We start from the raw sequence: 22,620 nt of genomic DNA on the forward strand, positions 1-22,620 counted from the left end.
ACGAGTAGGCTGCCGGCATCGGCAGTCTGCTCGTCTATCTGGCATTATAATGCAACTTTGTATATGATGGAATCGTCATTTATCAGAAGAGATAAGCGATAACCGAAGAATACGGAAAGGAGTAAAGCAATGGAGAAATATTGGAATCACAATACTGCATTTCACGAAGAGTTAGTAGCAGATGCAAAGGAACGAGGTGGACGGGTCCTTGACATCGGCTGTGGTGACGGTTTATTGCTCCAACGCCTAGCTCCTTTCGCTCAACAGGTTGTCGGAATTGACCCTGATACGCAAACTATTGCGCGCGCGCAGACTCGTCTAGCTTCGATCTCAAATGTGTCGCTCATAAACGGCGACTTCCTTGCAATGCCAGCCCCTTCTCAGAAGGAACTATATTCTACGGTCATTTGCGTAGCAACTTTGCATCATATGGATTTGAGAACTGCACTGTCAAAAATGCGCCAAGTTCTCGCACCAGGTGGGAGACTCCTTATAGTTGGATTAGCAGCCGACAAATCGTTCATAGATTTTATCATCTCTGGACTTCTTGTTCTCCCAATCCGTTTCATGGATCGACTTCATGGCGGAATGCAAGACGTAGGTGTTCGGATTGCAGATCCTAAAGAGTCTTTAAGCGAGATTCGCCAAGCGGCACATGAGGTACTGCCTGGGGCAAATATCCGACGCCGCTTCTATTACCGATATCTAATGTCATGGAACAAACCTATATTAGAACATTAACTAGCAACGCAACGCATCGTATCGAATGTAAAGATAGATTAAGCTAACGGATACGATAGTTAAAATATTACAGCGGCAACTTAAGACTATTTTTTCTAGTCTAAGTGTGCAGCTGCGTCTCTATTCCCTTTGGGAAACACGTCAAAAATCAGTCTGAGTGAGTTTTTGGTAAAGTAGCAAATTTCCCTGCTCAAGTGCGTCCCGTTGCTCTTTAAGTCTCTGTATCTCTGTCCGAACACGCTCAATGGTTGCTTCCATTTCATCAATGCCGTCACGTTATTGCCCTTTGAGACGCCCGACTCTTTTGATCACGCTATTAAAATTGTTGCCCTTGCTGGCTCGTATAAGGCGTTTAATCGCCTGGTCTACCTTTTCCAAGGTAAACCGAAAATGATGTTTCCTTCTTGTTACCTCAATGGAAAGTCCTTACATGGGCTTCCTCCGTGATATACCGTCCGATGTAATTGCTGCTGGAAATCCGTGCCGGGTTATTCGGAAGAATACAGATGAGGATGCAAGTAAATATTAGAAAAAATAGGTGCAACCTCTTCCTACTGGTATGTTGAAAAAAAATGTAGGTATGCTAAAATAGCTGTAACATAAATGAAAGGTGTTGGGGAAAGTATGTAATATTTCTTGCGTATTTTAGAGAAAATAAAACAACTGCTGTTTTATTTCTTTAAGCAAGAAAGTTACTTATTCTTCCCACTCAATACGTGTATACATTACCACTCCATTTATCATAATGTTTTATTGGAAGGTTTGTATCTGTTTGGGCTACAAGAAAGGTAACTTTCTTGTAGCCCTTATTTGTTTTGATGGAGGAATTCGCCTGAACAGCTTTATCTGGAATGTAACTTTATTTTAGGAGGTTGAAATAAATGTTTGAAATTGTGAATGTTTATGTGAATCGTTCATTGTCCGTTGGTACGGTTCACGATCAATTTAAACGGATGCCGGGGCATTATCCATCTATCGATAGATGCACGTAGCGACTCTAGCTGCAAGCTCGTGAATTAAATCTAAGTTGGTTAATGCATATGCTAGAGGACCCTAAAAGGTGCTTTTGGCATTTTCTCCGGCTCAAGAGGAGAACAAACATGAAATCAACTTCGAAATACGAAAGAATTCAACACTTATTGTCGGATTTAAAACAACCTGCATATCGTTTCCAACAAATCGCGGACGCGATCTTCAAGCAAAGAATTGGTGAATATGACCAAATGACTATAATTCCTAAAGCTATAAGAAACGAGCTAATACAAAACTTTGGCGAAAATGTTTTGAACTTAACTCCAGTTATGCAAAAAACATCTAATCAAGTTAATAAAGTGCTTTTTGCTATTGAAGGTAACGAACATGTAGAAGCAGTTCAACTAAGCTACGAACGCGGCTGGAAGTCATACTGCATTTCAAGCCAATGCGGATGTGGATACGGTTGTCGTTTCTGTGCTACAGGAACAATTGGACTAAAACGGAACCTAACAGCAGATGAAATTACCGATCAACTGTTGTACTTTCATTTTAACGGACAGGCTTTAGATAGTGTTTCATTTATGGGGATGGGGGAGGCTTTAGCCAATCCTTATATTTTCGATACGCTCAAAATTCTAACAGATTCACGAACCTTTGGCTTAGGGCATCGCAGAATTACAGTTTCCACCATTGGGATTATACCGGGGATAGATCGGTTAACAAAAGAATTTCCACAAGTTAACCTTACCTTTTCACTTCACTCCCCTTTTGATGAACAACGGAGTGAGCTTATGCCGATTAATAATCGTTTTCCGCTTAATGACGTGTTAAATAAGTTAGATCAGCATATTAGTGATACAGGTAGAAAAGTTTACATTGCGTATATATTACTTCGGGGAGAAAACGATTCAAATGAGCACGCAGAAGCTATCGCTGCTTTATTAAAAAACCGAGGTCCTTGGGAACATTTATATCACGTCAATCTGATACCTTACAACTCAACCGACGCAACACCTGATAGTTTTCATCAATCTGACAAAGAACAAGTTCAAAGGTTTGCTCATATTTTAAAGTCAAAGGGAATCAAAGTCACTGTGAGGACTCAATTTGGAACGGACATTGATGCAGCATGCGGTCAACTTTACGGGCACAATAACTGAAAATAAAGGAGAGAACACACCATGGCGAATAAGAATTTTACAGTAACACATGTTCAATTCCATGCAAAGACAGACATTTGGTGATATTTGCATGGAATAACATGATCACCATTCATGCTGGCTTTGCTACTTGAGACAATACTTTTATTCAAGGGGTGAGCTACATGAGATATATTAACGCGAATGAAATTCTTCCAAAAGAGTTGGTGGAAAAGTTACAAGATTTCATACAAGGTGAATACATCTATATTCCCGCAATAAAAGATCATCATAAAAGTTGGGGAGAAGTCTCCGGTTTTCGAAAAGAGATTGATAGGAGAAATAATGAAATAATAAATGCCTATTCATCTGGTTCTTCAATACAAGAACTGGCGGAATATTACTGTCTTTCTGTTTATGCTATAAGAAAAATAATATACAGCAAATGAAACAGAAGCTTCATATTTATATTGGACTACCTTAGCAGCTTTAATTAAAGCGAACACCTTCAAATATCTCAATGGAAGAACCCTAGAGATTAATTTGAGGGTTTTTTCATTTGCAGTAAAAGTTGTCTCCCAAATCTTAAAGCATGTTAGTGATAAGCCCTGTTACTTCCAAAAGCGAGTATACAAAATGCTACAGAACCATTTGGTGTATAGTTTAAGTGATTCCCATCTGTTACCCTTATGAGTATGAATTTCTTCTAAAAGTAAAGGTAAACGGAGGTTTTAATTATGGATATTACTGTAGATATTATGCGGTTTAATTAACAAAATCTCTAATACAACTAGATCTTACTTTAACTTAATTAATATATGTAATACGTCTTGAAATCTATCATATTTTTATATTATCGTGTAGCTTTTTAAATATGGAGGAAGAGTAATGTTGAATGTAACTATTTATAATATGGAAGGTAACCGTGTTGGTGAAATGGAACTGAATGAGTCCATTTTTGGTATTGTCTCCAATGAATCAGTTATGCATGATGCAGTTGTGAATTATCTTGCAAATAAACGTAGCGGAACACAATCTGCATTAACGCGTGGGGAGGTTAGAGGTGGCGGTAGAAAACCCTATAAGCAGAATAAAATCGATAAATCTAGAGCAGGTTCGATCCGAATGCCACATTGGCGTGGCGGTGGAGTTGTCTTTGCTCCTAAGCCCCGTGACTATAGCTACAAGCTTAATAAAAAAGTTAAGCGGCTCGCTATACAATCTGCATTATCAAGCAAAGTTAGGAGTAAAGAATTTATCGTTGTTGATGAAATTAAATTAGAAATTTACAGAACAAAGTCTATAGTGGCCATGCTTAATGCTCTTGGCGCAGAAAAAAAGACACTAATTGTTACACCTTCGATAGATAACTATGTTTTTAAAAGTGCTAATAATATACCTGGTGTAGAAACCGCTGTAGCTGACTCACTTAATGTATACAATATTTTGAATTGTGATAAATTAATAATTGCTAAAGAAGCTGTCACAATAATTACAGAAATACACTCCCAATAAATTGACCGGCTAGTAAAAGTATATTGCTTAATAAATCTACTATTGTCATATCTTTAGAAAACAAGGCCCCGAAAATTGTGCCCGCATTGTGGAGGCGCTGAAATAAGCAAAAATCGGCGATTCATTAGACAGTTGTTTAAAAATAACGGATAAAGATGATTTCACAAAATTAGCAATTTCACTAAAGTCCTTCTAGAGAGGCTTAAGAGTACACAGGCAAGCACTGCAATACGCGCTCAGACAAAAGAGACCACAAATATGCGGTCTCTTTTGTCTTGCGATATCCCCAAACCTTGCAGCAAGCCGCAATTACGGGTTGTCGGATACCGCCGAAGGGTTTAAGGAATCAGCAATCGCCTTAAAGTTCAAGCCGGCCTTGTGCTGGTATTTTACACAGGTGTTGAAATACTCCTCTACAATGCGGCTGTGCAGCGGATGTTCGGCCGGAATGCCCAATTCATCGGACACGACCTTTTCAATACCCGAACTCCGAATAGCCATTTGAAGACTTACCGCCTCCGGATCATCATTATTCTCATAGAGCAGCGCGGAGGCAATAGCCGAGACCAGATGAGAAGTTTCGAATCCAAGCTCATGCGCCTTCATCGCAGGCCGTACAAGCCGTTCATTCGGGGAAAGCTTGCGGAGCGGAGATCGGGCCACTCGCGAGACCTTATCATTGAAATTACGGTTTGCGAAGCGGTCCATCATTTTCTTAATGTACTTCTCGTGCTGCGCCGGGTCGAATCCGTATAAGTGTACCAGCATCGCCCCCGTTTCTTGCAGAACGCCGTATACCCGGGAACGGATACCAGGATCGGACATCGCATCCTGAAGTGAAGTATAGCCCTCAAGATATCCGAAATAAGCGGCGCTGCAATGACCTGTGTTAACGGTAAACAGCTTCCGTTCCAGATACGGTTCGAGTTTATCGACGTAACGTACCCCTTCGATCTCGTTATAATCGCCGATCATCCCGCTTCGCGGGACAATCCACTCGCTGAAAGGTTCAACCACGACTGCCAGCGGATCGGCATGCTTTTGGACGGGCACAATGCGGTCGACCATCGTATTCGGAAACGCCACAATGCGTTCGGCGCGCTTGATCACGTCCGGCCGCAAATGCCGATATACGGATTTTCTTAACCGCTGGCTTCCCCCGATTCCATTCTCGCAGGCGATAATATGCAAGGGCTGGGGTGTGCTTTGGCTCAGCCGCAGCTCGATGCCGCGGGCTATCGTTCCCGCAATATCCTTCAGCGCAGAGACTCCGACGGCGGTCGTTACAAGTTCAGCGTCGGCGATCGCCTCCGCCACCTTCTCGGTATCATTCAAATTAATGGCTGTTACATTATCCACAATAAATTTATCCCGGTTCTCGTTGGCCAGGGTGACCGGATATTGTCCCCTCTTTTGCAGTTCGGCAATCTTTCTCTTATTGCGTCCGACGAAACAAACGTTATAACCGGAGCGAGACAAGACGGGGCCGATAAACCCTCTGCCAATATTGCCTGCTCCAAAATGTACGGCTTTCACAATGGCGTCCCCCTTAGTCAATTTAATATACTGCTGCGAGGAACAGGAACTATGAAAGTCTGAAATTTAGGATGTTCCACCTGCTCCTCTCTGAACATTGGTCAGTCGGAATGAAGTGAACGTCAGCGGGCTTAAACCTGGAGATTCATATCTTGGAAACAGCGGCGGGTAAACACATGGTCGAAATCGAGGTGTGATAAACTCTCTATTTTGTGATGCGGAGCTTCAAATTTAAGATAACTTGTGATTTCGTTCGGAATCACGACACAATCAAGGCCGGCCGCAGCAGCAGCTTTGGAGCCGTTCGGCGAATCCTCGATAGCCACAGCCTCTTCAGGCTTCAACCCGAGGCAGGATAGTGCCTTCTGATACAATTCCGGATCGGGTTTTACATTCTCGACATCGTCCGCAGTACAGATGCAGTCGAAATATTCGCGGATGCCGAGCTGATCCATATATTTGTCAATCCAATTTCTATCCGAGCTGGTGGCAAGCCCAATTTTCAGTCCGGCCGCTTTGGCCGAATCCAAATAATACTGAATGCCCGGACGTACCGCTTGAAGTTCCATCAGCTCGCTGTGCCTTTGCCGGACAGCCTTTCTGAATTCATCTTTGTCAATGTCAAGCTTCAAATCCGTCATCAGGTATTCGTAAGGATTAAAACTGTTCAGGCTTGTTCCGATGCAAGTTGAATACTGTTCAAGCGTCAAATCGACATCATGTTCCTTATAGGCTTCCTGAAATGCGGTGTACCAAGCCGTCTCCGTATCGATAATCGTTCCGTCAAAATCAAAAATCAGTCCTTTGATCAAGATCAACCATCTCCTCTTTGTCAGTTTAGTCAACATCCCTCGCATCGTTAAGCAAATATTTCGCAAAAAATGCTGTTCAGCGGTCATTGGCTTGTAAAAACCGTAACAAACATACGTATATGCGTCAAGCTAGGCATTATAAATTCCAGTAAATGAATCCGCTTACTCGCGCCGCTTTCAAGCCCATTTTTTAGTAAAAAACAACCCGGAATGAAAACGATTAAATTTTACGTTTCTAAAGCGGCCCGTGCATGGATTTTCCGCATAAGATCAAGGGTTTGCGCCTGCTGCGCCACCAAATGACCGGCCGGGCCGATTTCCCGGAGCAAATAGAGGAGAAATTCAGTTAATTTTAAATGGAAGAAATTTTTTTTATAAAAGATGTCTTTTGGCCTCTCATGTGAGGTTTTTAGATAATAAAAAATCGCAGAGCCGCTCATTTTCACGAGAGCAATGCGATCTCAATCCGAAGCTTTCCTGTTCACATTCCGTCAAGCGGCCTGTCTGCGTCTCATCCCTTTCCAAATGATCATCGAGACGATCCAGCTCAATATCAGAAATCCGGTCAAAGCATAGCCAAGGTGAGCGATATCGAGGCTGTTGATCCACTGGAGATGCTGCGGCCATTTTGCTTCAATTAAGTGAACAAGCTGAACGGCGCCGATAAAAAACGCGGATATAACCGAGACACCGGTAATGATCAGGTTATAGGCTGTTTTTTTCTTATAGGAAATGAATGCCCAGCGGTAGGCCCTGGTCATAATTGCGCCGTCGATCGTGTCCATCAAGCTCATTCCGGCTGCAAACAGCAGCGGCAGGGACAGAATGCCGATAATGGAGAACGATTTATTCGCGGTACTGGCCGTTATCGCCAGCAGACTCACTTCCGTCGCCGTATCAAAGCCAAGCCCGAACAGAAATCCGAGCGGATACATATGCCAGCTTTTGTTGATCATTCGAAAGGCAGGCGTCAACAATCGGGTCAATATCCCCTTGGGTCCATGCGTATGGCTCAATCCAGAATCCCCGTCTGTTCCATTCGCCGCCCCCCGGGCTCCGCGCCATAGCTTCACAAGCGTGAACACATTAATCAGTCCGATGAAGATCAGGAAGAAACCGGATACGAACGTGCCGATCAGCCCGCCGGCTTCACGCAGCGCCTGATTGTCGAGCACAAGTCTGTTCATCGAGAGCGCGATCACAAGCACCATGAGAAAGACAACCGTCGAGTGCCCGAGGGAAAAATACATGCCTACCCCTAAGGGGTTCCTTTTTCGTTCGATCAGCTTCCGGATCGTATTGTCAATGGCCGAAATATGATCGGCATCAAAAGCGTGGCGAAGACCGAGCGTATAAGCCAAAAGGCCAAGCCCCCACAGCTCCGGCTGACGGGCCGCAGCCGTGAGAAATCCGGCTCCTCCCAACACATGCAGCGCCAATACAACAAGAAAGTAGACATAGCCGTTACTGGCGGAAATTCTCCTCATTCATTTCACCTTCTCCTGGTAGAAGCGCCTCGCGCTTGATTTTTACAGATACTTCTAAGCCCTTTTAAGATAGGGGCATCCCACCGTTTAACAAATCCGGGGCAGTTGGTCGCCTACCAGCATATCGATGATGCGGTGCCCTCCGGCCAGCGTGCGCATATACACCTTTCCCGGATGGTCTGCGACAACTTCGCCGATTATGGCAGCGTCCTGTCCGTTGGGGTGACTGCGCAGCAGTTCTATTACTCGGTCCGCCTGGGTCCCGTCGACTATCAGAAGGGCTTTGCCCTCATTAGCTATGTACAGCGGGTCCATTCCCAGCATGCCGCATAGACCACTCACTTCGCCTTTGACGGGAAGCGCATTTTCCTCAAGCCGAATGCCAAAGTCCTGCCCCTCCGTAAATTCATTCAGTGTTGTGGCTACGCCGCCGCGGGTCGGGTCCCGCATAAGTCTTACGGCACCGCCCAATGAAGCCGTTACCCGCTCCAGCATTCCGTTCAGCGGCGCACAGTCGCTGGCAAGTCCGGTTTCCACCTGCAGCTGTTCCCGTTCAATCAGAATCGCCGTTCCGTGATCCCCGATCGTACCGGTGACGATCACTTGGTCCCCCGGCCGGATCAAGGCGGGAGACAGCCGGAGACCTTCAGGAATAAAGCCCACTCCGGAGGTGTTAAGGAACAGCTTGTCCGCACAGCCTCTCGGAACGATCTTGGTATCGCCGGTTACGATAAATACGCCGGCTTCCCTGGCGGTTGCCGCCATGGATTCCGCAATCTCCTCCAGTTCCTCCAGAGGAAACCCTTCTTCGATGATCCAGCCGCAGCTCATATACTTGGGAATCGCACCGCAGACCGCCAGATCGTTAACAGTCCCGCAGACCGCCAGCTTTCCGATGTTCCCTCCCCTGAAAAAAAGCGGATGAATGACATAGGAATCCGTGGTGAACGCCATTTGTCCCGGGAGAGTTTCCAGCACGGCCGAATCGCCGCCCTCAAGCAGCCAATCGTTCCGGAAGTGCTTCTGAAATATCCCTTGGATCAGTTGATGGGTCAGCTTCCCTCCGCTGCCGTGGGCTAAAGTAATAATTTCGCTCATTTGGTCTCCCTCCCCCTATTGATACCGGTAATATGCCGCGCAAGTCCCCTCGCTCGACACCATACAGGAACCGACCGGGGTTTCGGGCGTGCATGCTTTTCCAAACAACTTGCAATCGGATGGGAGGCATTTTCCTTTCAAAATATCGCCGCAGCGGCAGCCGCGCGCTTCCTCGTCCCGCTCCTCCACGGAGCCGTTTATTAGGCTCCACGCATCAAAGGATCTGTATTTCTCGCGCAGCCGCAAGCCTGAGCCCGGAATCTGACCGAGTCCCCGCCATACGGCATCTGAAGCCTCGAATACCTCATCTATTTTTCCCCGGGCAATTGGATTGCCACCCGGCTGAACAACCATGGAATACAAGTTGGCTACAGTGGCCTTGTTGTCCTGGATTTGCTCAAGCACGTATAGGATCGAGCCCAAAATATCCGCCGGGTCGAACCCGGTGACGGCTCCCGGAATCCCATACGCCTTGGCCAGTTCCTCGTAGAGGCCGGAGCCGATCACCGCGCTGACATGGCCGGGATACAGGAACCCGTCAACCGCGACTTCAGGGTCCGAAGACAGTAGGTGCATTGCCGCCGGAATCGTTTTATTCGCCGACAGGATCATGAAATTGTCAAGCCCCTGCTGCGCAGCTTCCAGAACCGCGATGGCCGTGACCGGAACCGTCGTCTCAAATCCTACAGACAGAAAGATGACGGTCTTGTCCGGATGCTGCCGGGCGATATCCAGACTGTCCAGCGGGGAATAGACCATACGGATATCCCTGCCCAGCGCCTTCTCGGTCAGCAAGCTGGCGCCCTTATACGGAATCCGCATCATGTCGCCGAAAGTCGCCACGATAGTGTTCTCTCTCCTGCAGAGCTCCAAAGCCGATTTCAGGTAAAAGCTCGGGGTTACGCAGACCGGACAGCCCGGTCCTGAAATGAGCCTGACGTTCGGCGGCAGCAATTCCCGAATCCCATAACGGGAGATCGCCATCGTATGGGTGCCGCATACCTCCATAATCGAAACGGGCCTGCCGTCATAGCGCCGGATGGCCTTCACCAGACCTTCCGCCAACGTTTCATTTCTGAATTGTTCCAATTCACTAATCATGGATATCCCCCGCTAGCTGACGGAGCAGCTCCAGCGTCTCCATGGCTTCCTGTTTATCGATGATCGCAATCGCGCAGCCTGCATGAACGAGCAGATAATCTCCCACGTTCACCCGGTCGACCAGGGCAATGGACACTTCCCTCCGAATACCGGTAATATCGACCACCGCCCTGTCGCCGCTTACGCTTGCTACTTCTCCGGGTATTGCCAAACACATGATTCCCGCATCCCTTCCCATGTGAGATATTTACCCAGCGCGATTGCCGCCTGGCCTAGTGAAAGTCCCCCATCATTGGCAGGCACCTTGCTGTGGAGCCATACGCGAAACCCGCTGCGTTCCAATTCATCGACCGTAAGGGCGAGCAGCAAGCGGTTTTGAAACACACCGCCGCTGAGCGCCACCTCATTCAGACCTCGTTCGGATCGAATCCGTCCGCAGATATCCCCTACAATTGCAGCCAATGTCCGGTGAAACGCTCCGGAAATTCCGGAAACGCTCATGCCGTCACGAATTTCACGAACCAGTTCCCGGATCAGAGGCGCAGTGCCGATCTCAAGCATGCCTTGCACAGTCTTCACTTCGTAAGGATAAATCCGTGCCGTCTCCGGGTCCGCCGCGCTTTCCAAACGGATGGCCGCCTGGCCTTCGTACTCGGCATAATGGCATACGCCGGTCAGTGATGACACGGCGTCAAACAGCCTGCCGACGCTGCTCGTGAGCGGCGTGTTGATGCGCTGCAGGATTTGGCGTGTGACGATATCCCTTTTGTACGGCTCGATTGAATTCAGCCACTCGGACGGCAGCTCTGATGCTTCGTCATTCAGAAGATAGCTCAAAGCCATCCGCCAAGGCTCCTTGACACCCGCATCCCCGCCAGGGAGCGGCACATACCCGAACCGGGCCATGCGCTCAAATCCGCCGTAATCCCCGGCGAAAAATTCACCGCCCCAAATATGCCCGTCTTCGCCCAGTCCCGTGCCGTCGAAGGCGACTCCGATCACCGGACCGGAAACGCCGTTCTCCGCCATGCAGGAAGCGATATGGGCGTGATGATGCTGAACGGGAATCTTGACGGTGTTCTTTTGTTCAGATGCATATTGGGAGGAGCGGTACCCAGGGTGCAAATCGTAGGCCACAACCCCGGCCTCGGCTGCGAAAATACGTCCAAAATGCTCCGCTCCGCCAATCAGGGAATCCAGCGTTTCCAGATTATCCAGATCGCCGATATGATGGCTGACAAAGGCTTTGCGGTCCTTGACCAGACAAAACGTATTCTTTAACTCTCCCCCCACAGCCAAAATGGGAGGATTGCCGGACTTGTGCGACTGCCCTTCCGCCGATTGAATGACGGCAGTCAAGTCGACAGGATAAGGAACGTATCCCCGTGACCGTCGAATGATGTACTCCCGTTCCCGAAACACACTGGTTACCGTATCGTCCGTCCGCATATGAATAGGCAGCTCTCCCACCAGGTAATAGTCGGCGATTTCTTGAAGAGCGGGTACCGCCTCCTCGTCGCGGTATACAATAGGCTCACCGGAACGGTTGCCGCTCGTCATGACCATCAGCTCCAAACCTTCCTGAAACAACAGATGCTGCAGCGGCGTATACGGCAGCATCACGCCCAGCATGTTATTATCAGGGGAGAGAGAATCCGCCGCCGGAAGAAGCTTACGCGCTTCATTCTTCAACGGAAGCAGAACGATCGGCCGCCGGGGGCTTGTGAGAAGCTCCCGCTCCTTCTCCGTGACGTCACAGATGCGGAGAACCGTCTCCAGCGTATCCGCCATAACGGCAAACGGCTTGCCGTCCCTGTGCTTACGTGCCCGCAGCTCCCGCACCGCAGACTCCTGCGCAGCGTCGCAAGCCAGGTGATAGCCGCCGAGGCCCTTGACCGCCAGAATGGCGCCCGACTTCAACCGTTCGGTTGCCTGAGCGACCGGATCAGCCGTATCCACTCTTTTGCCGGAAGCATCCAGCAGATATACCTTTGGTCCGCACTTTGGACATGACACCGGCTGGGCATGAAATCGCCGATCCATCGGGTCATGGTATTCCTTCGCACAATCCTCGCACAGCTCGAAATCCCGGATCGTCGTCGTTTTTCGGTCATATGGAACCTGAACCGTAATGGTAAACCGGGGCCCGCAGTTGGTGCAGTTGATGTACGGATAGCGGTACCTCCGGTTGCCGGGGTCCTTCAACTCCGCAAGACAATCTTCACAAACGCAAATATCCGGCGAGAGGTTCACCTCGTGAGAGGCCGCGCCAACGCTCTCTTTTATGCGGAATTCCGTGTATCCGATTGGGGAGTGCAGTTCCCAGGTCAGTTCCTCGATATGAGAGAGCGGCGGGGCGGACGTTCGCAAGGAAGCCAAAAAAGCATCGACGTCCGGCCTGCGGCCCTCCGCCTCCAGTCTGACGCCGCTTGCGTCATTCGTGACCCACCCTCCCAGATCATGCTGATGCGCAAGCCGGTAGACAAAAGGGCGAAATCCCACTCCCTGCACAATGCCCTTCACCTGGACACCCACCCGGATGACCTCACTCAACATAGCTTTTCGCCCTCATTCCATTCCTGGATCATATGAACTTGAGATTTTCTCATTTGGGTATCGGTCGTAACTACGAGGAATGTTTGGACTTCCGGCCGCTGTTGTCTCCAGATTTCTTGATTTAAACCGCTTATCGCGGATGAAATCAGGAGACAGCCTATGCTTTCGAAGCGAGCTTTCCTCCGGAAAGCTTTCGGGCGATCGCTATCGCTCCTACAGTTCCAAACTTCCCCTTCGTTACTCCCTTACTCTTATGTCATTTTTCAAGTTCATCTTATATGGATGTTATTCTGAAGCTGCCTCCCTGCGTTTTTCCATCCGTATGACGACTCTCAGGCTGATCTCGTAAATAAGAATCAAAGGAACGGCCAGCAGGATCACCGAAGTAATGTCAGGCGCGAGCAAGCCTTCCCCGATCAATATGGAGAACACAATGGAGAACCGCGCTTTTTTCATCCAGGAGGAACGCAGGATCCCCAGCCTCCCGAGCGCGATCAGCGGAAAAGGAAGCATGAAGACCAGCCCGAAAACGACGCACAGCATCGCAATGAAGCTGAGGTATTCCTCACCCGACAAGGCCGCCTTCATATAAGAGTTTCCGTATGTGAGAAGTGCGCGCAAAACGGAAGGAACGACCACCGCATAGCTGAGAACAACGCCCAAAATGAAACTGGGAACCATATAAAACACCGCCGAAAGCAGCACTTTTCGTTCTTTGGCGGTGAGACCGGGACCGATAAAAGCAAACAGCTGGTAACCGATGAACGGGGACAGCACGACGAGGGACGCAATAGAAGCCAGCTTTACCCTGAGAACAAAAGCTCCGGTTAACGAAAAAAAAGCCAGATCCAGCCCCTCGTTCCCAACGGATCTTTTTAGAATCTCTACAATCAGGAACGCTTTCGTATAAATGACGGCAGTCAGAACGATGAGGGAAGCCACTGTCACAATCAATCTTCTGCGCAGCTCCGCTAAATGCTCCAGCACCGGTTGATCCGTATCTTGCCGCACACGGTTCTGATTAATCATGGGTAGTCACACGCTTCGTCCCTGGCATACCCTTTCGCTCCAGAAGATAAATCACCCAAATGCTGATTTCGTACAGTGCCGCCACCGGTATCGATTCCGCCAGCAGCGAGAACGCATCGGGGGTTGGAGACAATATCGCCAGGATGATCACAATTCCCAGCACGGCGAATTTCCGTTTTTTCATCAGCATCTTGGAATGAACCAGCCCAATTCTCGACAGCACGACCATCACGATCGGCAGTTCAAAAACCAGGGCCACCGAGATCAAAAAGAATGCCATAAACGATACATAAGCACTCCCGGAAATCATCGGCCTCAGTACCCCTTGTCCGCTCTGGATCAGAAAGTCGACGGTGTTTGGCAAAATAAACTCGTAGGCAAATGCGATCCCCCCCGCAAACAGAACGACAGCGAACGGAATGGCTAAAAAATAAATTTTGAGACGAATGCCGCGTCCCAGCAGGGGGGCGAACATGGATACGAGCAGGCAGGCCAGAACGGGAAAAGAAGCTGCAATCCCTCCGAACATCGCCACCTTCAGCTTCGTCATCACACCGTCTACAGGCGTCATAAAGAACAGCGGCTGATCCTGAAGCGGCTGGCATAACAGCTTCAGAAGCGGGTCCGACACCGCATATACGGCCGTCGCCGCGACGATGACAATGAGCACTCCGGCTATGATGCGGACGCGGAATTTCCCCAGCCAGCGGACGGCGCTAACGATATTTTCGCTCTCCCACATCAGCATTCACCGATGAGAAGATTACAACTTGACTTCATTGGTTTCTTGAGAAACAGCTGCTTGAACCGGAACAGAGGCAGCTTGAACCGGAACAGGCTCGTTAACAGCGGTGGAATTGGCACCCTCGCCGGTTAACTCCTTGGACGCTTTCCGGAATTCAGAGAAGGCTTTACCGATGGCCCCGCCCACGGATGGAAGCTTGCCTGGACCGAACACAATTAACGCGATGACCAAAATAACAATAAGTTCGCCAAAACCAATATGAGGCATAGGTAACACTCCTTTTTTAAACTGGATTTGAGATCGAGATCTTTTCCTTCAGCAACGAGCAAAGCTCATCAATTCCCTGGCCGGTCACGCACGAAGTTTCAATAATCTTCGCTTTCGGATTGATTTCCTGTATATCCTTGTGGAATTCATCCTTGTTAAAGTTCGTATAGGGCACCAAATCGACTTTGTTCAAAATGACAATGCCGGACTTTTCGAACATGCGCGGATATTTCTGCGGCTTGTCGTTTCCTTCGGTCGTGCTTAATACGGTGATGATCAGATCCTCCCCCAGCTCGAAGGACGCCGGACAAATCAGGTTCCCGACATTCTCGATGATCAGCAGGTTCGTCCCGTCCAAGTTCAAATGGCTTAAGGCGTTCCGGATCATCTGTCCGTCCAGGTGACACCCGCCTTCGGTGTTGATTTGCACGACCTGCACGCCGTGGGCTTCGATTCTTTCGGCATCCTTTGTCGTATAGAGGTCACCCTCGATCACCGCAATCTTCACTTCATCCTTAAGCTTCGCGATCACTTTCTCCAGAATGGAAGTTTTGCCCGATCCGGGCGAGCTCATCAAATTGATGACATACAGGCCCTTCTCGTTCATCAGCTTCTTGTTCTGCTGCGTCAGCTCGTCATTCACCTTCAGGATGTTGGTAACCACTTTAATGCTGCTCATTCAATCACCCTCCATCGTATCGATATACAGCTCATAACCTGTAAGCACCTGATTGTCCAGCCCACCGCACGAAGGACACACGGGATGGTAAAAACGGATGGGAAACGTAATGTCACAGCTTCCGCATGAGGCTGTTGCTTCCACCTGTTCGATGATAAAATCCGACCCTTCGGCAATCGTACCCTGCGATGCGTTCTGAAAAACGAATTGCATGGCATCAGGAAGGGCTCCCGACAGTTCTCCCACCTTGGCCGTGATGCGTTTGATTTTTGTTAAATGATGCTCTTCGGCTTTCGCGAGGATCAATTCCAAGGCGCTTTCTACAATAGCCGCTTCATGCAAAGTTCGTCTCCTCCTGACTTGCGAAGCCCAACTCTTGCTTAAGAAGCTCAATAATGTCAGGAATTTTGCTTCTCATGAGAGCCGACATTTCGAGTTCATAACCGATCTCCTGCGGCTCAATGCCGAATATGATCACGTCCGGAGCGGCGCCGAGCATGCGGGCCATTCGGACCACATCTAAAATCTGAACATCGTGAATGGATAAATTCCCCTTCTCGTAGCCCGCAAGCTCCTCCGGCCTGATCCGGTATATCGTTCCGGGCTCCAAGCCGGCCCTGAGCGCATCGATAACGATAATTTTCCGGTACTCCAGAAAATAGCTCAGCATGGCAAGGGTGGAAGTCCCCCCATCCACCAGTTCAACGGTAGACGGGAGGTCTTCTTTCTCCAATTCGCGGATCGTATGGACGCCGATGCCGTCATCCTTCAAGAGTATGTTGCCGATTCCAATGACCGCTGTGTTCTTCATTGTTATTTGCCAAGAGGCTGGACAACAAATTTGGACATTTCCACGCCTTCCGGTGACATGACATGCACGGAACAACCGGTGCAGGGGTCAAAGGAATGCACAATGCGGAGCAGCTCCACAGGCTGCGTCGGGTCTGCCACATGGGTACCAATCAGAGCTTTTTCCACAGGACCCGGGTTGCCGGAATCGTCCATCGGGGAAGCGTTCCAGCAGGTTGGGGTAATAATTTGGTATTTGGAAATTTTGGAGCTGGATACCGATAGCCAATGTCCGATCGCGCCCCGGGGAGCTTCCGTTAATCCGGAGGCGCTGCCCGATACCGGATCGCCGATATTCGTAAATCCGCTGGCCCCTGGTGTCAATTGATCCAGCCAAGTCTGCATATTGCTTACGAGTTTGGCCATTTCCACGTAGCGCGCCATATGCCGGTCCATAACGGATACGCCTCTGCGATAGTCGCCGCTTACCCATGCTCTGGCCAGCGGTCCCGCTTCAAAAGCAGTATTGTTGTACCGTGGAGATTTCAACCAGGTGTAAGCTCCGCTCTTTCCGTAGCTCGCCGTTGTGGTGCCGCTTGCCGGGGCTTGTCCGCTTGGAGAAGAGAAGTAAGAATATTTATTGTATTCCTTAATATTCGCTTCGTTGAATGCGCCGACGGTTCCGCCTGTGACAGTGCCGGCTGGGAATAACAAGCCTCCGGAAGTATTCGTGTCAAATGCGCCGAAGGTAATCAGGTTGCCGTATCCTGTACCCACGCTGTAGTAATCGTTGTAAGCCGAAGCCAGCATGTTAACGTCCGATTGATAAGTACTTGAAATGAAGGACTGAATATCGTTCAAATAGTTTCTGAAGTTGGTGATTTCCGTTGCCGAAGGCAAGGCGGTTACGCCGCCCGGAACAATATTCGCAGCATGGGGAAGCTTACCGCTGAAGATGGCCGCCATTTCGTTGGCTTTTCTGCGGATTTGCAGCGCCGAAATATAGTGATCCGTCAGTGTTTGGGTATCGGCGGCACTGAATCTTAGATCCTGCGTGTAGCCTCCCGTCCATGGGCTCATCTGCGGACCTTGAATATAGTCCAGTAACGATAAATGGTAAAAATGCGTGATGCCGCTGTCTAGGAAATTCGCTCCTTGAATCAGATTCCGGAGCATCAGCCCCTGGAGATTAGGTTTAAAGCCCAGTATCTTCTCAACCGCCTTTGCGGAAGCAACGGCCTGGGGAACCGGGCATACCCCGCAAATTCGCTGAGTCAGGAAAGAAGCATCCCGTGGAGGCCGATTCAGCAGCATGTTCTCGAAATCCCGGAACAGCATTCCGGCGACTTGGGCTGAAGCAACCGTATTATCGGCGCCCAGCGTGACTTCAACCTTCAAATGTCCTTCCAAACGAGTTACCGGATCCAGCTTGATCGTGCTCATTCGTTATTCACCCTTTCTTAGCTACCGCTTTGCACGGAAATGATGGGATTTAGAGGAAATGCAGGTGCTGTACAACCGATGCACGGGTAATCCGATTGGATGCACCAGCCTTGTTTGTTGTTCCACTTTAGCGAAGGACATGGCGATTGGTTTCCAGGGCCTTTGCAGCCGACATTCTTATAGCAGCCGTAAATTCCGGGCTGTGTAACCTGGGTTTGCCCTTTTCTCGGACACACACTATGGATGGTTGTGCCGAAATATTTGCTCGGGCGGCTGTTAGCGTCGAGAGAAGGTACACCTGTCAAGATTAAATCAAGCAGCGTCTGCACCATTACCGTCGCATTCACAGGACATCCCGCCAAATTGACGATCGGGTTCGCGGTTTGGCTGCCCAGCAGCGACTTCACGGATACGCAGCCTGTGCTGTTGGGTGCTGCGGCCGCCACACCGCCAAAGGAGGCGCAAGTGCCTGCCGCCACGACATATTTAGCTTTCGGTCCATATTTGAGCACTGCATCATACATCGTGAGCGGAACCCCGTTCTGCTCGCCGATTATACAGTAGTTCTTGGAGGCTCCCCCTGGAATGGCACCCTCGATTACGAGAATGAATTGTCCGTTATACTGGTTCGCCGCATTTTCGAGCGCCTGCATCGCACTTTCACCTGAGGCCGCCATAAGCGTGCTGTCATACTTCATGCTGATTTTGTTCTGAAGCACATCTTCGATCGTGGTTGGGTTCGTTACGTTCAGCGTGGATATGCTACAGCCCGAACAACCCGATCCCAGCAGCCAAATGACCGGCGGATCCGTGTCCGCTGCCATCACCGTGTTCAGCTTGTCCATATCCATCTCCAATTTCAGCGCTGCCACTGCTGCCACCGACCACTTGAGAAAATCTCTCCTGTTGATTCTCATCAAATCTCTCCTTTTCGTCGATTGGGAGTCTCCTATCCATAGAACTACTTACTTCCTATGGCAAATCCACACAGATTATAAGGGGGTAGGGAAACAAAGACAATGAACAAAATGAAAACTTTTTGGATAAAATTCCCTAAAATTTGACCCTTTTTCTCATCATTCGCAGTGAACTCAGTAGAAGGTTGGTGTGGAAGTTAAAGTATAGTGATTGGAAAACGTTTATAATTTAAAAGTTAATGGGGTGAAATTGGGAAGGTTAACAGCAAAAGAAAAACCGCTCCAAAAGAAGCGGTAGACTGCTATCAATGTATCTGCCTGTGTAACTGTTCAAGTTGCCTTTCATTTCTCCCCTTGTGCTCGGGGATATCCAGCGTTTTTTAGACCTGTAGCAGGAAATCCCCTCCTCTTGAGCTTCAGTTAACATTATCAATTCTCTCGCTCTGCTATAGCCACTTTTGGTCAGTTTATCAACACTTACTCAAAATAAAATGACCATGCGTTTTCGCACAGTCATTCTGAAATAATTTTAATGGTCGCTCATTCTTTTTCAATCTCATTTTCAACGAGTTTCACCAACTCTGAAGCCTTCATGCTTAAAGCGCTGGCGATAGCAAGCAAAGAATTTAATGTTGGTTGATGAACGCCACGCTCCAACATAGATATGTATGTCCGATCAATGAAGAAGAGTGTCAATAATATCATTATTGATGTAACCTTTTATTACCCCTTTTAGGGCTACCTCAATTCTTCTTTTCGCATTCATTTTATTAAATAAATTATTGACATAATAAGAAACGGTTCTCTCACAGGCATGGAGCTTCGCAGCGATTTCTTTGTTGGTATACCCGAGCGTTATGAGTTCAAGAACCCTTTGTTCCTGAGGAGACAAGTCATCTTGTCCAATCCTTTTGCACTGCGAAATCGTGAACTGGTCATGCACCATCAGAATGGTACAATAAACTTCAAGCAATGAAATATCTCTTGTAATATAGGCATTGGCGCCGGATGAAATTGTACGCTCTTCAAGAAAAGAGCTTTTGTACGAGGAATAGATGATGATTTTTAGATTGTGAAACAGTTCTCTTATATGTTCAATAAAAACGAAAATATTAGGGTGGTCAATACTCAAACCAAGGATAATCACATCGGGTTGAATCAGCTGAATTTCTTCAAAGGCTCCTTGTTCTGATTTATATTTCCTGCTAACAACATGCATTCCATCCTTTTTAGTAAGGTAGGATTCAAGTCCAAACATAACAATCTCCTGCTTTCCGATTAACAAAATGGATACTTCTTTCATCTCCATGAATTTGTTCTCCTTTTTTGTTTGGCTAGCACCGATTTCTTGTACTTGGCCGATACAATTGGCGGCTGACCCTACTGTTTCTCAGTTCAGGTCCAACCCGGAATGCATTGTTTTTAACAGGTAAAATGAGAACGATGTTTTTTCATAAGGGACACTCCGAACAAAAATTTCGCCGCCCTGTTTTTCAACCAGTTTCTTGGTGATGCTTAGCCCGAGGCCGCTTCCGTGAGAGGTCATATGGCGAGACGCTTCCCCCATATAGAGCCGGTCGAAAATAAAAGAAAGGTCTTCAGGATCAATGCCTTTTCCACAATCCCAAACTTCAATCCACACCTTCTCCTGTTCCTCCCACACTTTGATGCCGTGTATTCCTCCATCATGCCCGTATCGAATGGAGTTGGTAATGAGATTACCCAATATACGCTCCATGCCGGCTGGATCAGCCCATGCAAACACCGAATAAGCAGGAAAATCAAGAACAGGAGAAACGCCTATTTTTTCAAAATCTTGAAAATAGGTTGCAACTACCTCCTGTAATGTGATGGTTATATTCAACTTTTGAAGATTCGGAGCAACGTCGTCGGCTTCTAATTTTGCCCAATCAAAAAAATTTCGAATTAATGCCTCCAGCATTTGTGATTTCGTAAAAATAATATCAATGTACTTTTCGGTTATCACTTCGTCTCGATCGGGATCGGTTTTTAACAGCTCGGCATAACCGGATAACGAAGTAAGCGGGGTACGCAGGTCATGGGCAATATTCGTCATGATTTGCCTTTGCGCTCTTTCCAGGCGCTCTGTTCGATTCGTTATGTTCCGAAGATAGCCGCTGAGAAGATTAAGCTCTTCCGCCAATTCATTTATTGAAGCGTTGCTAGTCCTAATTAAGAAATAACCGTTTCCGTGACCGGACCGGAGCTCCTTCATTCTGCGGCTGATGCGGCGGAGATGTCTCAAGCATTGAATGTACTTGCCGAATACAACGGCGGACAGTCCCCCCAGGATCACCAGAAGCGCCAGTATGAATGTCATACTTGCTCCTTCCCGCTTAACCGGTAACCGATTCCCCACACGGTTTGGATATAGTCCGGATTTGAGGGGTCTGCTTCAATTTTGGTACGTAATCTTCGAATATGAACCATAACCGTGTTATCGTCCACTTCAAGGGAGTACGACTCATCCCAGACATGTTCAAAGATTTGCGATTTGGTAAACACGCGTTGAGGCTCAGACATCAGCAATTTCAAGATGGAGAACTCCTTGGACGTCAGCGGTATGGATTGACCGTGAACGTTCACCTCAAAAGTGTTGCAATCTAACTTCAGACCGTTATAGGTCAACACCGAAGAAGCCTTATCCCCCTCCTTTGGCTGAAAATACAGATAGCGGCGCAAGTTCGCTTTCACACGCGCCAAAAGTTCCCCCACCAAAAACGGTTTCGTAAGATAATCATCAGCCCCCAAGCCGAGGCCAAGTATTTTGTCAACTTCCGTGTCCTTCGCCGATAAAATAAGGACTGGGACTTGGTATTCTTCGCGAATCCTGCGCAATACCTCCAGGCCATCCATCCCAGGCAGCATAATATCCAAAACGATTAAATCATATGACCCATGCTTAAACCGGTGAAAGGTATCGGCTCCATTATGTACTGTATCAACCCGGTATCCTTCCTTAACAAGCGCATGGGCTACCAACTGGCAAATTTCCAAATCATCTTCAACGACTAAAATTTGGATTTCATTCATAGATAAGATCCTTCTTAGTATAGATATATAATCCGAGACCCATGGACAAGACAAGCAAGATTCCTGAAACCAAAAGCCCCGGCTCCCAAACGGGGTAATCCGGAATATTAAGCGGATAGTAGGAAAATAGATATGGGATTAGCCAAGGGCTCAAAGTTATATACTTGGACGATACTACCCCTAAGGGCATACTCATTATCCCGCCTCCCGCACTGGCAATTGCACATAGTATCGATTTTTTTACCAGAATTGCGATAAAAGCAGCCAATGGAGTCAAAGCGATATACAATAGCCATGTTTGAACAAGAAAAGCCAATTGGTACCCCAAATTTGCAAATGTCAGCGGTTCAGACAACAGAAGAAGTCCGATTATCAATTCAAAGGCAAAGGAAACCAGCAAAAGAAAGGCGATAACGACGGCAGCCGCCGTCAATTTGGCAAAATACCATTGACTGCGGCGGTATGGATAGGTAAAGAGGGCGCTTAACGTTCGCTGCTCTTCATCTCTGGTAAACAAATAACCTGACAGAAAGCAGAAAAAAACAGGACGAATCCAAAGATTCATATAACTTGCTCTTAAAAATTCTTCCCAACTCAAGTCTTTAACTTGGCTTTGCAAATAACTTGAGAAGCAATCCAGCACAATGAGCAAAACGATAATCCATAAGACTTTGGAACGCTTGAACTTGAACATCTCCGTCATGATTTGTGTGAGCATTAGCGCCTCCCCTCTTGTA

24 protein-coding genes are annotated in these 22,620 nt (G+C 48.1%); 4 read left to right on the forward strand and 20 right to left on the reverse strand.

All coding sequences use genetic code 11. From position 1 onward, the window contains the following. Positions 1 to 129: 129 nt before the first annotated feature. The 4 genes from VK70_RS14310 to rplD all read left to right on the forward strand — a co-directional run bounded on the left by VK70_RS14310 (position 130) and on the right by rplD (position 4,370). Positions 130 to 741: a class I SAM-dependent methyltransferase gene (locus VK70_RS14310; protein ID WP_025693713.1), complete on the forward strand. Its 612-nt coding sequence runs from the start codon at positions 130 to 132 to the stop codon at positions 739 to 741. A gap of 1,100 nt (positions 742 to 1,841) precedes the next feature. After that, positions 1,842 to 2,876: a Cfr family 23S rRNA (adenine(2503)-C(8))-methyltransferase gene (locus tag VK70_RS14315; RefSeq protein WP_025693715.1), complete on the forward strand. Its 1,035-nt coding sequence runs from the start codon at positions 1,842 to 1,844 to the stop codon at positions 2,874 to 2,876. A 164-nt stretch (positions 2,877 to 3,040) separates the two neighbouring features. Beyond that, the gene (locus VK70_RS14320) at positions 3,041 to 3,304 is read left to right on the forward strand and encodes a CD3324 family protein (protein ID WP_025693716.1); all 264 of its coding nucleotides are present in this window, start codon (positions 3,041 to 3,043) and stop codon (positions 3,302 to 3,304) included. A gap of 439 nt (positions 3,305 to 3,743) precedes the next feature. Beyond that, positions 3,744 to 4,370, forward strand: coding sequence for a 50S ribosomal protein L4 (gene rplD / locus VK70_RS14325; protein ID WP_025693717.1), 627 nt, complete (start codon positions 3,744 to 3,746; stop codon positions 4,368 to 4,370). 309 nt (positions 4,371 to 4,679) lie between these two features. Here rplD and VK70_RS14330 read toward each other — a convergent pair whose 3' ends face one another. The 20 genes from VK70_RS14330 to VK70_RS14425 all read right to left on the reverse strand — a co-directional run bounded on the left by VK70_RS14330 (position 4,680) and on the right by VK70_RS14425 (position 22,601). Continuing rightward, complete coding sequence (locus VK70_RS14330) at positions 4,680 to 5,906, reverse strand: mannitol-1-phosphate 5-dehydrogenase (RefSeq protein ID WP_025693718.1); 1,227 nt, start codon at positions 5,904 to 5,906, stop codon at positions 4,680 to 4,682. Between the two features lie 131 nt (positions 5,907 to 6,037). Beyond that, positions 6,038 to 6,718 carry an HAD family hydrolase gene (locus VK70_RS14335; protein ID WP_025693719.1) on the reverse strand — a complete coding sequence of 227 codons (681 nt, stop codon included), beginning with the start codon at positions 6,716 to 6,718 and terminating at the stop codon, positions 6,038 to 6,040. 491 nt (positions 6,719 to 7,209) lie between these two features. Further along, the gene (locus VK70_RS14345; RefSeq protein ID WP_025693721.1) at positions 7,210 to 8,205 is read right to left on the reverse strand and encodes a HoxN/HupN/NixA family nickel/cobalt transporter; all 996 of its coding nucleotides are present in this window, start codon (positions 8,203 to 8,205) and stop codon (positions 7,210 to 7,212) included. A gap of 87 nt (positions 8,206 to 8,292) precedes the next feature. Next, positions 8,293 to 9,303 (reverse strand): hydrogenase expression/formation protein HypE, encoded by a 1,011-nt coding sequence (gene hypE, locus VK70_RS14350; protein ID WP_025693722.1) that lies wholly within the window; start codon positions 9,301 to 9,303, stop codon positions 8,293 to 8,295. Between the two features lie 15 nt (positions 9,304 to 9,318). Further along, positions 9,319 to 10,404, reverse strand: coding sequence for a hydrogenase formation protein HypD (gene hypD, locus VK70_RS14355; RefSeq protein WP_036637923.1), 1,086 nt, complete (start codon positions 10,402 to 10,404; stop codon positions 9,319 to 9,321). Then, positions 10,397 to 10,621, reverse strand: coding sequence for a HypC/HybG/HupF family hydrogenase formation chaperone (locus VK70_RS14360; protein WP_025693724.1), 225 nt, complete (start codon positions 10,619 to 10,621; stop codon positions 10,397 to 10,399). Before VK70_RS14360 ends, hypD begins: the two co-directional genes overlap by 8 nt. Further along, entirely contained in the window at positions 10,594 to 12,960 is a 2,367-nt protein-coding gene (gene hypF, locus VK70_RS14365) for a carbamoyltransferase HypF (RefSeq protein WP_025693725.1), read from the reverse strand. Before hypF ends, VK70_RS14360 begins: the two co-directional genes overlap by 28 nt. A 285-nt stretch (positions 12,961 to 13,245) precedes the next feature. Beyond that, positions 13,246 to 13,989, reverse strand: coding sequence for a twin-arginine translocase subunit TatC (gene tatC / locus VK70_RS14370; RefSeq protein ID WP_025694936.1), 744 nt, complete (start codon positions 13,987 to 13,989; stop codon positions 13,246 to 13,248). Next, a complete protein-coding gene (gene tatC, locus VK70_RS14375) occupies positions 13,982 to 14,731 on the reverse strand; it encodes a twin-arginine translocase subunit TatC (RefSeq protein ID WP_025694937.1) in 750 nt (249 codons plus the stop codon). The genes tatC (VK70_RS14370) and tatC (VK70_RS14375) overlap by 8 nt, the downstream gene beginning before the upstream one ends. A gap of 21 nt (positions 14,732 to 14,752) precedes the next feature. Continuing rightward, positions 14,753 to 15,001 (reverse strand): Sec-independent protein translocase subunit TatA/TatB, encoded by a 249-nt coding sequence (locus tag VK70_RS14380; protein WP_025694938.1) that lies wholly within the window; start codon positions 14,999 to 15,001, stop codon positions 14,753 to 14,755. A 16-nt stretch (positions 15,002 to 15,017) separates the two neighbouring features. Then, the gene (hypB, locus tag VK70_RS14385) at positions 15,018 to 15,680 is read right to left on the reverse strand and encodes a hydrogenase nickel incorporation protein HypB (RefSeq protein WP_025694939.1); all 663 of its coding nucleotides are present in this window, start codon (positions 15,678 to 15,680) and stop codon (positions 15,018 to 15,020) included. After that, positions 15,681 to 16,022 carry a hydrogenase maturation nickel metallochaperone HypA/HybF gene (locus tag VK70_RS14390; RefSeq protein WP_025694940.1) on the reverse strand — a complete coding sequence of 114 codons (342 nt, stop codon included), beginning with the start codon at positions 16,020 to 16,022 and terminating at the stop codon, positions 15,681 to 15,683. Next, the gene (locus VK70_RS14395; protein ID WP_025694941.1) at positions 16,015 to 16,491 is read right to left on the reverse strand and encodes a HyaD/HybD family hydrogenase maturation endopeptidase; all 477 of its coding nucleotides are present in this window, start codon (positions 16,489 to 16,491) and stop codon (positions 16,015 to 16,017) included. The genes VK70_RS14390 and VK70_RS14395 overlap by 8 nt, the downstream gene beginning before the upstream one ends. 2 nt (positions 16,492 to 16,493) lie before the next feature. Further along, positions 16,494 to 17,912, reverse strand: a complete 1,419-nt coding sequence (locus VK70_RS14400; protein WP_025694942.1) for a nickel-dependent hydrogenase large subunit — start codon at positions 17,910 to 17,912, stop codon at positions 16,494 to 16,496. A gap of 17 nt (positions 17,913 to 17,929) precedes the next feature. Beyond that, positions 17,930 to 18,829 carry a hydrogenase small subunit gene (locus VK70_RS14405; protein WP_046723432.1) on the reverse strand — a complete coding sequence of 300 codons (900 nt, stop codon included), beginning with the start codon at positions 18,827 to 18,829 and terminating at the stop codon, positions 17,930 to 17,932. Between the two features lie 540 nt (positions 18,830 to 19,369). Beyond that, a complete protein-coding gene (locus tag VK70_RS27250; RefSeq protein ID WP_233277690.1) occupies positions 19,370 to 19,489 on the reverse strand; it encodes a hypothetical protein in 120 nt (39 codons plus the stop codon). 16 nt (positions 19,490 to 19,505) lie between these two features. After that, on the reverse strand, positions 19,506 to 20,138 hold the full coding sequence (locus VK70_RS26510) for a helix-turn-helix transcriptional regulator (protein ID WP_025694601.1): 633 nt from the start codon (positions 20,136 to 20,138) through the stop codon (positions 19,506 to 19,508). Between the two features lie 81 nt (positions 20,139 to 20,219). Then, positions 20,220 to 21,170 (reverse strand): sensor histidine kinase, encoded by a 951-nt coding sequence (locus VK70_RS14415; protein WP_025694602.1) that lies wholly within the window; start codon positions 21,168 to 21,170, stop codon positions 20,220 to 20,222. Next, positions 21,167 to 21,883 (reverse strand): response regulator transcription factor, encoded by a 717-nt coding sequence (locus tag VK70_RS14420; protein ID WP_025694603.1) that lies wholly within the window; start codon positions 21,881 to 21,883, stop codon positions 21,167 to 21,169. Before VK70_RS14420 ends, VK70_RS14415 begins: the two co-directional genes overlap by 4 nt. Next, a complete protein-coding gene (locus VK70_RS14425) occupies positions 21,876 to 22,601 on the reverse strand; it encodes an ABC transporter permease (RefSeq protein WP_046723434.1) in 726 nt (241 codons plus the stop codon). The genes VK70_RS14420 and VK70_RS14425 overlap by 8 nt, the downstream gene beginning before the upstream one ends. Positions 22,602 to 22,620: the final 19 nt, after the last annotated feature.

Origin of the sequence: Paenibacillus durus ATCC 35681, assembly GCF_000993825.1 — a bacterium.
In the GTDB taxonomy this organism is placed as follows: domain Bacteria; phylum Bacillota; class Bacilli; order Paenibacillales; family Paenibacillaceae; genus Paenibacillus_AQ; species Paenibacillus_AQ durus_B.